Source organism: Lacrimispora sp. BS-2 (genome assembly GCF_040207125.1).
In the GTDB taxonomy this organism is placed as follows: Bacteria; Bacillota; Clostridia; order Lachnospirales; family Lachnospiraceae; genus Lacrimispora.
Genome location: NZ_CP157940.1, coordinates 2,600,895 through 2,615,883 on the forward strand (window position 1 = coordinate 2,600,895; position 14,989 = coordinate 2,615,883).

10 protein-coding genes and 1 pseudogene are annotated in these 14,989 nt (G+C 44.5%); 1 reads left to right on the forward strand and 10 read right to left on the reverse strand.

The window, feature by feature from the left end; translation table 11 throughout:
• Window positions 1–65: 65 nt before the first annotated feature.
• The 10 genes and pseudogenes from rpsA to ABFV83_RS12350 all read right to left on the reverse strand — a co-directional run bounded on the left by rpsA (window position 66) and on the right by ABFV83_RS12350 (window position 12,999).
• On the reverse strand, window positions 66–1,166 hold the full coding sequence (gene rpsA / locus ABFV83_RS12305; RefSeq protein WP_349944181.1) for a 30S ribosomal protein S1: 1,101 nt from the start codon (window positions 1,164–1,166) through the stop codon (window positions 66–68).
• Window positions 1,147–1,998 carry a 4-hydroxy-3-methylbut-2-enyl diphosphate reductase gene (gene ispH, locus ABFV83_RS12310; RefSeq protein ID WP_349944183.1) on the reverse strand — a complete coding sequence of 284 codons (852 nt, stop codon included), beginning with the start codon at window positions 1,996–1,998 and terminating at the stop codon, window positions 1,147–1,149. The genes rpsA and ispH overlap by 20 nt, the downstream gene beginning before the upstream one ends.
• The gene (gene cmk, locus ABFV83_RS12315) at window positions 1,989–2,684 is read right to left on the reverse strand and encodes a (d)CMP kinase (RefSeq protein ID WP_349944184.1); all 696 of its coding nucleotides are present in this window, start codon (window positions 2,682–2,684) and stop codon (window positions 1,989–1,991) included. Before cmk ends, ispH begins: the two co-directional genes overlap by 10 nt.
• Window positions 2,681–3,937, reverse strand: a complete 1,257-nt coding sequence (locus tag ABFV83_RS12320; RefSeq protein ID WP_349944185.1) for an NAD(P)/FAD-dependent oxidoreductase — start codon at window positions 3,935–3,937, stop codon at window positions 2,681–2,683. Before ABFV83_RS12320 ends, cmk begins: the two co-directional genes overlap by 4 nt.
• Before the next feature lie 119 nt (window positions 3,938–4,056).
• Entirely contained in the window at window positions 4,057–5,607 is a 1,551-nt protein-coding gene (gene pap / locus ABFV83_RS12325; protein WP_349944186.1) for a polyphosphate:AMP phosphotransferase, read from the reverse strand.
• A 32-nt stretch (window positions 5,608–5,639) separates the two neighbouring features.
• Window positions 5,640–6,755: an aldo/keto reductase gene (locus tag ABFV83_RS12330; protein ID WP_349944187.1), complete on the reverse strand. Its 1,116-nt coding sequence runs from the start codon at window positions 6,753–6,755 to the stop codon at window positions 5,640–5,642.
• A 285-nt stretch (window positions 6,756–7,040) separates the two neighbouring features.
• On the reverse strand, window positions 7,041–8,372 hold the full coding sequence (locus tag ABFV83_RS12335) for a 6-phospho-alpha-glucosidase (RefSeq protein WP_349944189.1): 1,332 nt from the start codon (window positions 8,370–8,372) through the stop codon (window positions 7,041–7,043).
• A gap of 11 nt (window positions 8,373–8,383) precedes the next feature.
• Window positions 8,384–9,991 (reverse strand): PTS transporter subunit EIIC, encoded by a 1,608-nt coding sequence (locus ABFV83_RS12340; RefSeq protein WP_349944190.1) that lies wholly within the window; start codon window positions 9,989–9,991, stop codon window positions 8,384–8,386.
• A 342-nt stretch (window positions 9,992–10,333) separates the two neighbouring features.
• Window positions 10,334–11,999, reverse strand: a pseudogene (locus ABFV83_RS12345) (alpha-glucosidase).
• 85 nt (window positions 12,000–12,084) lie between these two features.
• Window positions 12,085–12,999 (reverse strand): AraC family transcriptional regulator, encoded by a 915-nt coding sequence (locus tag ABFV83_RS12350; protein ID WP_349944192.1) that lies wholly within the window; start codon window positions 12,997–12,999, stop codon window positions 12,085–12,087.
• A gap of 171 nt (window positions 13,000–13,170) precedes the next feature.
• Here ABFV83_RS12350 and ABFV83_RS12355 point away from each other — a divergent pair, with 171 nt between their 5' ends.
• A complete protein-coding gene (locus tag ABFV83_RS12355; protein ID WP_349944193.1) occupies window positions 13,171–14,988 on the forward strand; it encodes a histidine kinase in 1,818 nt (605 codons plus the stop codon).
• Window position 14,989 lies beyond the last annotated feature (1 nt).

Genomic DNA, 14,989 nt, shown 5'->3' on the forward strand with positions numbered 1-14,989 from the left:
TTTCAAACTAAAAAGGAAGTGGATCTCTCCACTTCCTTATCAGTTAGTTCTGTCTATTATTATGCTTAAACTTCGTCAGAATATACTGTCCCATCTTCTGATAAAGACTCATCCTGTGACTGAAGTGCTTTGATGCTTAAGCTGATCTTCTTTTCGCCTTCGTTGAAATCAACCACTCTGGCCTCGATCTCCTGGCCGATAGCCAGAACGTCAGCAGGTTTATCCACATGCTCCTTGGAGATCTGGGATACGTGAAGCAGTGCATCCACGCCTGGTTCCAGCTCAACAAATGCGCCGAAATCTGTCATACGTGCAACTCTTCCGCTTACCACGTTGCCTACTGCATATTTTGAAGATGCGTCCTTCCATGGATTTGTCTCCGGGAACTTTAAGCTGAGGGCGATCTTATCACCGTTGATATCCTTAATCAGGACTTTAATTTTCTCTCCGGCCTTGAAAGCTTTCTTCGGGCTCTCTACTCTGCCCCAGCTCATCTCAGAAATATGAAGCAGACCGTCAGCACCGCCAAGGTCAATGAATGCGCCGAAATCGGTTACATTCTTGATGGTACCTTCAACTACATCTCCTGCATGGATTCTTTCAAATAATTCTTTCTGAAGCTCGGCTCTCCTTGCAACCATGATCTGCTTTCTGTCGCCGATGATTCTTCTTCTCTTAGGATTGAATTCGGTAATAATGAACTCAATCTCCTTATCTGCATATCTGGATAAATCCTTCTCATAAGTATCAGAAACCAGACTTGCAGGAATGAAGACTCTTGCTCCCTCTACAACCACACTTAAACCACCGTCAAGTACCTGCGCAACTTTTGCAATAAGTACCTCGTGGTTTTCAAATGCTTCTTCTAATCTCTTATTGCCTCTGTCTGCTGCCAGTCTCTTATAAGACAGGGCTACCTGGCCTTCGCCATCGTTTACCTTGATGACTTTGGCTTCCATCTCTTCTCCAACCTGTACAACAGTTGTAAGATCTAAATTCTGGTCATCCGTGTACTCACTACGCGGAATGATGCCGTCGGACTTGTAACCTATATTCAAGACGATTTCATCTTCCTTTACGTCGATGACTTTACCAGTGACGATCTCTCCTGTACGTATAGTTTTCAATGATTCTTCTAACATTTGTTCAAAACTTAATTCTGACATTAGTATGAACCTCCTCGATAATATAATTCGGGGTTGAAGCCCCGGCTGTAATACCTACGCTGCGCACAGAATTTCCACAATCAGGATCTAAATCACCTAGTGTCTGGATATAGTAAGTATTCTTACATTCCCTTCGGCATATGTCGTACAGCTTCTGGGTATTGGAACTACTTTTTCCGCCTATAACAATCATGGCATCCACTTCTGAAGCTATCCGCTTTGCTTCCACCTGTCTTTCCTGTGTTGCATTGCAAATCGTATTTAAAACAAGTATATCATACCGCGTTTCAGAAATTTTTTCAACTAAATCTTGAAATTTATTGTAATTAAATGTCGTCTGTGATACAATACACAGCTTTTCCCCTTCTGATAGAGGTAATCCTTCCACTTGCTCGGGTGTTTCCACCACTAAAGTATTGTCATTTCCCCAGCCTTTAATACCTTCTACCTCCGGATGGTTTTCATTGCCGATGATAATAAGCCGTCTGCCCGCCTGATTCTGCTCCTGGGCGATCCTGTGGATCTTCTTCACATAAGGACAGGTGGCGTCTACGATCTCGATCCCGTTTCGTTCCATGATCTCATAAATATGCTTCCCTACTCCATGGGATCTTATGACAACGACTCCATCCCTGATCGTCTCAAGCTCCTCCTCCGAATGAATGACCTTTACTCCCTTTTCCTCCAGATCACGTACCACTTCCTCGTTATGGATAATGGGGCCATAGGTATAGATGGGCTTGTCATCTCTTTTCAGCTGTTCATAAACCTGTTCCACAGCCCGCTTTACTCCAAAGCAGAACCCGGCGGTTTTGGCAACAATCACTTCCATAGGCTGCCTCCTTCCATTTTTCTCTCATGAAAAAGTTCAAGGATCCGGTCCACCACTTCAGGAACAGTCATGTCAGAAGAATCTACAAGGACCGCATCCTCAGCCTGCTTAAGGGGAGAATTTTCCCGGTTCATATCCCGGTAATCCCGTTCAATGATATCCTTTTCAATGTCCTCCAGGCTGCATTCCTCTCCCTTTGCCCTAAACTCCCCATACCGCCTTTTTGCCCGGACCAGGCTGCTGGCCGTTAAATATATCTTTAGATCAGCATTCGGAAGCACGCAGGTTCCGATATCCCGGCCATCCATGATGACATTTTCTTTTAAGGCCAGATTCTTTTGAAGCTCCACCAGCTTATTTCGCACCGGCATATAGACGGAAACCGAAGAAGCCATGGCGCTGACCTCTTCTGTACGGATCAGTCCTGAAACATTTTCCCCGTTTAAAATCACCTGCTGCACTCCATTTTCGTAGGAAATGGTGACATTCACTTCTTTGGCAGACCGGGAAATCCCTTCCTCATCGCCTGCCGGTATCTCATTTCTTAAAAAATGCAGTGCCATGGCACGGTACATGGCTCCCGTGTCCACATAAACGAAGTTGAGTTTTTCTGCAACAGACCTGGCAATGGTGCTTTTTCCTGCCCCGGCCGGTCCGTCGATCGCTATATTATAAACCTTTTTCATCCTTTGAATTTCTCCTCTCCGGCAGCACTTCCGGCCGCCCAACCGGTAGACCAGGCAATTTGTAAATTAAAGCCTCCGGTCACTGCATCAAGATCCAGCACTTCTCCTGCAAAATAAAGACCTGGAAGAAGCTTGGATTCCAGGGTGGAGGGATTTACCTCCTTAACGGAAACACCGCCCTGGGTGATAATGGCCTCATTGTAGCCCCGAAGTCCTGTAAGCGTCAGAACAAAGCCTTTGGTTGCCCGGACAAGCCGCTGACGTTCTTCCCTGGTGATTTCATTGACTTTCTTTTCCGGTGGGATTTTGCTTACATCCACCATGACAGGCACCAGCTTGGAAGGATACAAATGCTCCAGAGAATTCTTAAACTGCTTATTTGCAGCCTCTTCAAAATCCCGTAAGATCCTGGCATCAAGCTGTTCTTCGGAAAGAGCCGGTTTTAAGTCAATGGAAAGAGTCAGGGGCCCTTTTTTCAGTTCCTTTACCGCATAGCTGCTGGCGCTTAAAAGGACCGGACCGCTGACCCCGTAATGGGTGAACAGCATTTCCCCGAATTCCTTATAAACCACCTTTTTTCCGTTTAATATGGAAGCCTCCACATTGCGAAGGGACAGGCCCTGCAGTTCCTTTACCAATGGTTCCTCTACCACAAAGGGAACCAGGGCAGGAGAAAGAGACGTGACTTTATGGCCGGCTTCCTTTGCCAGCTCATAGCCGTCTCCTGTGGAGCCGGTTGCCTGATAGGACAATCCGCCGCATGCCACGATTACAGCATCTCCGTACACCTTTGATTTTTTACCACCGTCTTTTAAAACCAGTCCTGAAAGTCTGCCGTCTTCTATCAAAAGCTTCTCCGCCTGGGCGCGGTAATGGATGGAAACCCCAAGCTCCAAAAGCCTTTTTGTAAGAGCCTTAATTACGTCCGAAGACTTGTCCGATGCCGGAAATACCCGGTTGCCCCGCTCTGTCTTTAAAGAACATCCAAGCTCTTCTAAAAGGTCCATCATATCAAAATTGGTAAAGCCATAAAAGCTGCTGTAAAGGAATTTAGCATTGGTCACTACGTTTCCAAACAACTCCTCAGTATCACCGGCATTGGTCACATTGCAGCGCCCCTTGCCGGTGATATAGACTTTTTTGCCAAGTTTTTCATTTTTCTCAAAAATGTGGACGGTACTGCCCTTCATGGCTGCTGCTATTCCAGCCAGCATCCCTGCAGCGCCACCGCCCACGATCAAAACCGTATTCATGCAGTTTCCTCTTTTCCGCCCATGCTATTTGGGCATAAAGGTATACCCGCAGGGGTTTCCCTCCTGCTTTCGTTCACCATTTTTCTACTTTACACGAAAAAGAGGGAAAAAACAAGCGGTCATGAATTTTTCTTTCCATTTTTTTTGCCCGCTTCCCGGGCCATATAGGGTTGCCCACTGAGGGTTCTTTCTTTTATCTTTGCCTCTAAAGCCTCCACAACGGTTTTTAGCACCTTGATCCTGGCATAATATTTGCAGTTTCCCTCCACGACCACCCAGGGAGCATAGGTGGTGGAAGTCCGCACCAGCATCTCATTGACCGCAGATTCATACTGATCCCATTTCTCCCGGTTTCTCCAGTCCTCTTCCGTGATCTTCCACTGCTTTGACGGATTGTCCTGACGCTCCTTAAAGCGCTTTTCCTGTTCCTCTTTATCGATATGGAGCCAGAATTTAATGACTACGGCTCCTGCATTTGCCATGTGGTTTTCCATTTCATTTATTTCCTGGTAAGCCTGTTTCCACTGGTTCTCACTGCAAAAGCCCTCGATCCGCTCCACCAGAACCCGTCCATACCAGGTACGGTCAAAGATAGCGATATGGCCTGCTTTTGGCACATGGTTCCAGAAACGCCACAGATAATGATGGACCCGTTCCAGATCATTGGGTGCCGATGTAGGGTACACTTTATAGCCTCTGGGGTCTAAATGGCTGGTAAGGCGCTTGATTGCCCCGCCCTTTCCTGCCGCATCCCAGCCCTCAAAGCCTAAGACTAGGGGAATTCTTAAGCGGTATATTTGGCTGTGAAGAGATTCCAGCTTCTTCCATAGCCGGTCCATCTCCTTCTTATAATCTTCCTTTGTTATGGTCTTTGTCAAATCCACGCCGGACAAGACTCCGTTCTGGTATTTCTCAGAGCGGACCGGTACTTCCTTTTCCTTTCTCTCTCCCCTTAATTCCCGCTGCCTTAAGGCATCCTCTAAGCAGTCCGCCACCTGGGTCATGATCTTGGCGGAGGCAAAATCCTTGTCAGTTGCTTCGATGATGGTCCAGGGGGCGTAGTCCATATCTGTCCGTTCAAGCATTTCCTCGCAGATTGCCAGATAACGGCCATACTCCTTATTCCTCCGCCAGTCTTCCTTTGTTACCCGCCAGTCTGTCTCCCTGGAACTTTCCAGTTTGTTAAACCGCTTTTTTTGTTCCTCCCTTGAAATATAGAGGAACAGCTTTATGATGACCATACCGTCATCGGTCAGCTGACGCTCAAAGGACTGAATGTCATGGAAAGCCTCCGGCATGGCTGTTTCCGGGATCTTTCCCTCAAACCACTCTATGGTCACCTGCCGGTACCAGCTTCTGTCAAAGAGGGCGATTCTGCCCTGGGCCGGAAGCTTGGTCCAGAAACGCCATAAAAACGGGCGCATCCGTTCCTCTTCCGTTGATTTATCATTGGCATATACATCAAAACCTCTGGGATCCAGCGCCTGAATCAGGCGGTTGATCTGGGTTCCCTTTCCTGATGCTCCCATGCCTTCAAACACCATCATGACAGGAATTCCTGCCTCCTTGCATTCCCGCTGCAAAAGGCCCAGCCTTTCGCTCTGCTCCTTTATTGTCTTTTTATAGGTATCCTTGTCCATTCTTTTCGATAAATCAAGTTTCTCCAGCATAAACCGTCCCTCCTTTGTCTAAACCGTTAAGCTTAAAGCTTTGCAAACACTTTAGCCACCGACCGCATGACCTCACTGATCTTAATCATCTGCGGACATTCCTTTTCGCAGTGATGACATGCCTTACAGCCTTCCGCCTTTACCCCCATGGCCTCGTATCCGGCCTTTGCCTCCCTCTCTTTATGGGCGGCAGTCATGTTATAATAAGAGAAAATCTCCGGGATCTCTAAGCCAAAGGGGCAGGGGAGACAATAACGGCATCCGGTGCAGCCCACCAGAGCCATGGAGTCAAAGATTTCCTTTGCCTTTTTATAAACCTGTTTTTCATCATCCGTCACCATCCCGATATGGCTGCGGTCTGCAAATTCCAGATTTTCCTCAAGCTGTTTTTCGTCGCTCATTCCGCTTAGAAGAAGGCTCACCTCTGGCTGGTTCCACAAAAAATCAAGAGCATATTCCACAGTACCTTTTCCCTCAGGGAAAACCTTTTTTACATGATCAGCAGGATCAGCCAGCTTTCCTCCAAGAAGCGGTTCCATGACCACCACGGCAAGTCCCTTTTCCGCTGCAGCTTTTAGTCCCTTAACTCCGGCCTGATGCTCTAAGTCCACATAGTTATACTGAATCTGGCAAAAATCCCATCCGTCATAATAATCTAGGATATCCTGAAACACATCGTATGAATCATGGAAGGAAAATCCAAGATATTTTATTTTGCCCTCATCTCTGGCCTTTTCCATGCGTTTTACAAGATCGAATTTTTTGACCTTATCTTCAAAACGGTCCCTGCTTAAGGCATGAAGCAAATAAAAATCAATGTGGTCTGTCTGAAGCTTTTTAAGCTGTTCCTCTAACACCTCATCAAAATCGCCGGGTTGTTCAAGCTTCCATACCGGACATTTGGTAGCCAGATATGTTTTCTCCCGGTAGCCATCCCTTAATGCGTTTCCCACGATCCTTTCGCTTTCTCCCTGGTGGTAAGGATATGCCGTATCAATGTAGTTGACTCCTTCATCAATGGCATGGCGGATCATGGACACCGCCCGTTTTTCATCCACCTGCTCTTCCTGAAGGATAGGAAGCCTCATGGCTCCAAACCCCAGAGCCGATACCTTAATTCCTGTTTTTCCAAAATCACGATACTGCATAATCTTCCTCCGGATCATATGTATTGCAGCTTTTTCTGCCAGCCTGCTTATCTTTATTTTATCATACTTCAATCCTGCACCAAAGACTTTTTTCTTAATTCGGCTGATAAATCACCAGCTTAAACTGCAAATCTCACGGCGCTGTTATAATACCCATGAAAGCGGTCTGAAAACCATGGGAAAAATACAAAAGCGCCGCGGCAATACTGAATTTCAGTATACCGCGGCGCACTGCAGACTCCCCTCGTCTTAAATATCAGAATCAGATTGTCATGATATTTTATCTTATTTTAACTCTGGCCAGTAATCCTTATTCGCTTCAATCATTTCATCCAGAATCTTTTTTGCCGCCATCGCTGATGGTATGGTCTTATTTAACGTAAATGCGGCTAATGCTTTATCATAGCTTCCTTCAATTGCCGCCTCTACGATCAGCTTTTCACTGGCCTCCTGCTGCTCAATCATACCTTTATAGAAAGTCGGAATTTCCCCTACTCTGGTGGCTTCCGGTCCTTCCTTGGTAATATAGCAGGGAATTTCTACCATGGCATCGTCCGGTAAATTTTTAACGGCACCATTGTTCATGACCATGACCAGATGGCGTTTCTTTAAATTATATGCCAGGCTCATAGCCACTTCCACAATAAATTCTCCATGAACGCCGGTAAAAAATGGAGTCATATCGATTTCTCCAGTTGTTTCGAACTGTTCGACTGCCTGGAAAATCCGTTTTTCTCTTCCCTCCATGACTTCATTGGCTCTTGTATAATTCTTATCCGAATGTTTTACAATCTCATCACCTAACAGATAGTATTGCATATAGGTATTAGGGAGATAATCCGGGAACATTCTCATTAAGTTCTTTGCATTGTCAAAGGTATGTTTCCAGGATGCATCATTATGGCGTACCTCACTTCTTTCATCCGGCGGCATATAGCCATGTTCCCTTACATATGCCTTTAATTCTTCGGTACGGTCCTCTTCTCCTACACGGATTTTTGTAAACCAGCCAAAATGATTTAATCCAAAGTAATCCGGCACAATATCTTTTCTGTCACAGTCCAAAATGTTCGCCATGTTTCTCATGATCGCTACCGGCATATCGCAGATATTTAAGATTCTGGCATTTGGCCGCAGCTTATGCATTGCTTTTGCAACTATGGCAGCCGGGTTAGAATAGTTTACAATCCAGTATTCCTTGCTTGCATACTTTTCACAGTAATCGATCATATCTACCATGGGATAGATGGTTCTAAGGCCATATGCAAGGCCGCCTGGCCCGCATGTTTCCTGGCCTACCACATCATATTTTAAAGGGATCTTTTCATCAAGCTCTCTCATATGATATAAGCCTACCCGCATCTGGGCAAAGATAAAATCTGCATCCGAAAATGCTTCTTTGGGATCGGTTGTAAGAACCAGCTTTACTTCCGGATCAAACATCTCAATAACCTTTTTTACCAGAACTCCTACTTTGTCCTGGCGTTCTTTGAAATTATCATAAAGCCTTAATTCAGAAAGCTTAAACTGATCCTTCTGATCCAGCAGACTCTTTACGATTCCCGGTGTATAAGTACTGCCACCGCCTACGATGACTAATTTAAATGTTTTGTTCATAGCTTTACCTCCTATTTATGTGAATCCATCTGTTCCAACACATCATCCACCAGGGTTCTCATTTTGGAAACGGTGAGACCATATACTACCTGGACATTATTTCCCTTTTTCATGATACCGGCTGCTCCGGTGCTCTTTAATGCTTCTTCATCAATCCTTGAACTGTCTGCAACTTCCACTCTTAACCTGGAAAAGCAGTTTTCCAGACTTACAATGTTTTCTTTTCCGCCTAATGCTTCTACGATGATCCTGCCCTGGTTCAATCTGTCTTCCCCAGTTTCTCCGCTGGCGGACTGCTTTGCTTTTAATTCTTTTTTCACTGCTGCTGCATTGGCATTTAAATCCAGGGCCGCATCCGTATCGTCATCTTCACGTCCCGGAGTCTTTAAGTTGAACTTTTCAATCATAAACTTAAAGACCAGGAAAATCACAAGGATCTCCACAAGACCAACCAGCACATACAAAGGCCATAAGGTCCTGCCGATTCCTGCCGGAAGATTTAACACAAGGAAATCCAGGATCCCATTGGTGGCGCAGACACGGACACCGATCAAATAAACTACCATCTGAAAAAATCCATCCAGAACGGAATATACCAGCCATAATAAGGGAGCTGCAAAAATAAAAGTAAATTCCAGTGGTTCTGTAATTCCGGCGATCACCGCCGTTAAAGTAGCCGGGATCATCTGAGCCTTTAAGTTCGCTTTTTTCACTTTCCTGGCAGTTACATAGAAAGCCAATGCCACACCAATGATACCAAATGTCTTCATAAGACCATAAGTTAAGAAGCGGCTGGTATCCGGCATCATTCCTGCTGCGGGATCACTTAATAACGCCAGGAAGATGGGTTTTGCACCAACAACATTTTCCCCGCCAATCACCGCCTGTCCGCCGACCGCTGAATAAAGGAAGGGTGACCAGATTAAGTGGTGCAGTCCGGTTGGAATCAAAAACCGGTTTAAGAATCCGTATACAAATACACCTGCTGCTCCGGCCGTACTCATAAAACCGGTCAATGCGGATATTCCGTTTGCAACGCCCGGCCACACATAAGTCACGCCAACGCTTAATGCTGCAATGACCGGAATCATGATCATGTAAACAAGTTTGCTGTTGCCATAAGGTGCGAATCCGCCCTTAAACTCGGTATCGCAGTATTTGTTGTGAACCAGAGCCACAAGAACGCCGATGATCATGCCAAGAAACACGCCCATATCTGTTACATGGAATCCTAACTGAATGGTTTGGCCCGTACCATATAAGGCGCCGGCAGTAGCCCCTTCCGCCATCTTTCCTGACAGCTCCAGCCACTTGCTGTTAGAACCTAAAAACATGATATATGACATTAAAGCTACGAATGATGCATCTGCTTTTTTCTTTTTTGCCATACCATTTGCAATTCCCACACAGAATAAAATGCTTAAATTCCCCATAATCGAATTCAGCATGCTGTTAAAAAATTTCCCCACAGTCCACATCAGCCCGCCTTCAGAAACAAAAGCGGTATTGGTCATGATCGCAGTTAAGGCAATCAACATACCTACGACAGGTAAAAATAATACCGGTCCAATCATCGCTTTTGAAAAGCTTTGCATGGCTTTTACTACTTTATCCTTCATTTCATATTCCTCCATACATATTTGTTTTCACTGGTAATTACCTGTGGTGAGATTCTATCATACTTGAATTCAAATCAAAATATATTCTGCATCATTCCCAACATGTTGACCATATAGTGAACAAATTTACTTAGGTTCATTATATATTTTTGTGCCAGCTCAGGTAAAAAGCATTAAAAAAGCGTTGACACTCAATTCTTATAATAAAATGAGTGTCAGCGCTATCCTTTGCTGCTGCCCTTTATTCACGTTGTCAAGCGAAAATCGCAATGACCAATGGGTCACAGTGCGCCCCGCGTCACCGGGCATAACCGAATAGCTGCTATTCGGTTAAAAAATTGATCAAATTTCCATTACAAGGAACTGCCAGCCCTTCAAATGTATCCTGGCTCCGTCAAATGACACTTCCTGGCAGTTATTGATCAAAACTGTCTTTGGCATATGGGGAAGAGTAACTTCCTGTGCATCTTTTTGAAAATTTCCAATGATAAGGAGTGTTTTTGGCCCTTTCCGGCAGTAAGCCATAATATTCTTTTCATCCTCAAGAACCGGTTCCAGAGTTCCATAGATTACGGTTTCCTTCCACTGGGGATGTTTCCTTAACTGAATCAGTTTTTTATAGAACATGAAAACCGAATTATCATCAGAAATCTGATCAGCCACATTGATATCCTTATAATTAGGATTCACCTTCAGCCAGGGAGTGCCTTCCGTAAAGCCTGAATTAGCCGATGCATCCCACTGCATGGGCGTTCTTGCATTATCCCTGCTGTAGTGGCTTACAATACCCAGTGCCTCTTCTGGTGAGTACCCTGCCTCCAGGGCGGTCTGGTATTGGTCAAGGGTGGCAATATCATCCACTTCGTCAATGCTGGAAAAAACAGTATTTTCCATTCCGATTTCCTGACCCTGATAAATAAAGGGGATCCCCCTGAGCATAAAATTCAGTCCGCCAAGCAGCTTTTTGGCTTCCAGGGTACATTCTCCTGCCGGAAGGTAATGGCTGACCCCTCTTGGCTCATCATGGTTTTCAATGATGTTGGATAAAAATCCTGTAGTGCCCGCATGCCTTTGGGCTGCAAAGCAGCAATGCTTATAATCTTCCGGAGTAATGGTTTTGGAATCGTACCAGCCCTTTTCACTTCCGCCGAATATGGTCTCATTAAAATCAAATTTACTGGAAAAGTAACCATTTTCACCAATAAAGGATTCTAATTCTTCCGGCTTTTCATCAAAGACTTCTCCAACAGTAAAGGCATCATGAGGGACAAAACAGCGGTCCCGCATCTCACTTAAAAACTCACCCACCCCATTGGCTTTGGACAGCATTTCCTGGATGTCTGCATAAACCATCTTCCCTGTCCGGTTCGTAGTCCTGAAAGGGAAAGGCCTTTTTTATATTGATGATTGCATCAATCCGGAAACCGCCCAGGCCTTTATCCAGCCACCAATTGATATTTTTATAGATTTCCTCCCGGACCGCTTCATTTTCCCAGTTTAAGTCCGGCTGTTTTTTATGGAAGGAGTGGAGATACTGCTTATTGGTACCGGGAATATCGCTCCACACAGAATTCCCAAAGTAAGAGCGCCAGTTGGTAGGTGACTTTCCGTCTTTTTTCTCACGGATATAAAAGTAGTTTCCATATTCGCCATCCGGATCGGCACAGGCCTTTTTAAACCATTCATGCTCGTCGGAGCAATGGTTTACCACCAGATCCATGACGATATACATCTCCCTTTCTTTCGCTTTTTCAATGAGTTCTTCCATATCCTCCATAGTCCCGAACCTGGGATCTATGTTGTAATAATCAGCAATGTCATACCCCTGATCCGCAAAAGGGGAAACGTAGATTGGGGAAAGCCACAGGATATCCACTCCTAAGCTCTTTAAATAATCCAATTTACTGATAATCCCTTTTAAGTCTCCAATGCCGTCCCCATTGGTATCCAGAAAACTCTTCGGATAAATCTGATAAGCGGTTTTATCATGCCACCATTTCTTAGTCATCGTATGTAACCTCTCTTTTTTGTAGTAGCCTTATTCTACCGCTCAGAGCAGGATTTGTCTTACGATTCTATGATTAAAAAATACACTATCTTGACTTTTCTTTCCGATATCGAAGGGGCGTGGTCCCGGTATACCTTCGGAATATTTTCAAAAAGTTCCCAAGGTTAAAAAAACCGGAATCCAGGCATATGTTCATGACCGGGAGATCGGTGGTCTCAAGCAGAGAAATTGCCTTCCGGATCCGGTAATCATTGATGTATTCAGTGGGGGTCCTTCCAAGGGCCTTTTTAAAAAAACGGCAGAAATACTGTTCATTCATATTGACAAGGGAAGCAAGGTCGCGGATATAAATCTTTTCTTTGTAATGATTTCTTATAAAGGTAATGGAGGTTTTGATCAGTTCCACCCGCGTGTCTGTATCGCGGTAAGAATCGGAAAAAAGACGGAATCTGTACAAAACAGCAAGCATTTTAATCAGCGATGACTTGATCTGAAGCTGGGAGATAACGGTTTTTCCAACCTCTCCCTGCATCTCTAAGCCTTCCTCTCTTTCAAAGGAATCGGTCACACTGGTAAAACAATCCAGAACGGAAGCATAAGCCGGATGATCTGGATAAAGACATCTTGGAAAGGAAAGCTCATTGTTTTTTAAGGGATTGAGCAGGTACATCTGAGCGGAGTCATAAGCCTCAAAGCTAAGAAGCCCAGGCTGAAACACAATGGCATGCTCCTCATTTAAGCTTTTGGATTCACTGATGATTCCATGAAGCTCTCCTGGATTGACAAAAAAAATACATTCTTCCTTGATTTCATAGGACTCCATGTTCACTAACAGGCGAAAATCCCCTTTAATAAAGTGGATGATCTCAATTTCTTCATGCCAGTGATGCTTCACTATAATCCCCTTTTGAGCCGACTGTGTCCGATATATCCCACAGGGGAAAGAACTGGTGCCATGGGGACGCCCCTCTTTTAATTTGGATTTTATCTCTGGATTCATGATTATCCTCATTTCCCGGCCGCTTTTACGCCATGATTTAAACATATGGTATTTTACGTGTATCATAACACAGGAAGGGAAAAGGATTCAAGTAAAAGCATACTGTTCAAGAGGTAATGTTTATAGTACACTTAGTATCATAACCCAAGCCAGATTACCAGGAGGAATATTATGATCAGACGATTCCGCAGATTATCTTTTCAATCCAAGATACTGCTTACCTATTTGCTCTTACTGCTGTTTACCGTGATTACTTTTGCCATCTGCTATGTTCAGGGGGTTTCTTCGGCCCTTACCTATAACATTGAATACATGAAACAGTCTAACCAGCAGAAAAACATGAACTTAGATATTGTCATGGGAAATAACAGCTCCCTAAATCTTCTGCATCTGATCGATCCCAAGGTCAATGTCATACTCCATGAAAAAGTCAGCAAAATGTCTCCCGAAGATCGTTATGAAAGAGAGTATTATATGCAGAACGTTCTTAAAATGCTCACGGTCATCAATCCCCATGTACAAAGAACAACCATCCTGACATCAGCAGGCGACACCTATTGCAGCATAAACAATATATCAGAGGATTATATTAAAAACGCATGGAATACCATCGGACGTGTGGATTGGAAAACAAAGAGCCAGAAATGCTATACAATCCCTTATCCACAAAAAATAGGAAATACCGGCTATTCCCTAGTAACGGTATACTACCAGCTTTCGGATATCGGCGAGTATAAAACCTATGGATATCTGCTGGCAGACTTGGATTTTGGTTCCATTGCAGAAGATTTTAATTCCATTGATGCAGCCGATGGGCTGGCATCTTCCTTTGCCATTGTATACAAAAACCAGGTCATCTATAATTCCAGAAACGCCTACATCAACCTGGAGACCGACCTCTTAGAAAAGGAAAAACAGGAAGCCTTTCCTCAACTGGAGCAGATTGAAGCTTCGGGGAAGGGAGCAGGTGAGCTTTATCTAAATGATACTCTCTGTATTGCCGCTGTTTTAAAAAACGAATCCACCGGCTGGTATCTGGTGCAGTATATCCCAAAACACCTGCTGATCAACACCAGTATGGAAAGTATGTTAAATGTCATGGCATGGGTGATGCTTATCCTGACTGCAGCAGGGATCTTAAGCCTCATATTATCAAAGCAGGTCAGCCGGCCTATTAAGGCACTGGCAGAAACCATGAACCAGGCAAGGCAGGGAGAAGTAAAGCTTTTAAAAGGATTAAAACCCAGGGAGGATGAAATCGGCAACTTAATTGAAAGCTATAATGAAATGGGAAAGAGGATCAATGACAGCATTACCAAGCTGTATATTATGCAGTTAAATCAAAAGCAGGCGGAGCTTAAAATGCTTCAGTTCCAGATCAATCCCCATTTTTTATATAACGCGCTGAACACGGTAACAGCCATTGCAAGGCTGGAAGAAATTGAAGAAATCCCTGCAATCACGGAAAGCCTGTCGGATATGTTCCGCTACAACATAAAGGGAACTGATTTTGTAACCATAAAGGATGAATTGATTCAGCTAAAGAACTATATTCGAATCCAGTCCATCCGGTTCCCCGGGCGCTTTGCAGTGAAGTATGATATCCCCGTGGAATACGAAAATAACGGAGTTATTAAATTCATCCTGCAGCCCATTGTGGAGAACTCCATTCAACATGCCTTTAAGAGAAAACGGAACCAGGATTATTTAAAAATCTCCGTATCAGCAGATTCCGAAGATTACCTTTTGATCTCCGTATACGATGACGGGTGCGGTATGCCAAAAGAGAAGGTGGATGAATTAAACCATGCATTATGCAATACCAAAGCCAACACCCTGTTGGGAGAAGATGGAACAGGCATCGGGCTTGCCAATGTAAATGCAAGGCTTAAAAACTTTTATGGAGAAGATTGCGGAATTGTGGTGGAAAGCAGGTACGGAAGCTTTACCTGCATTCATATGCGGATAAAGAGAAATAAGGAGGGGTAGA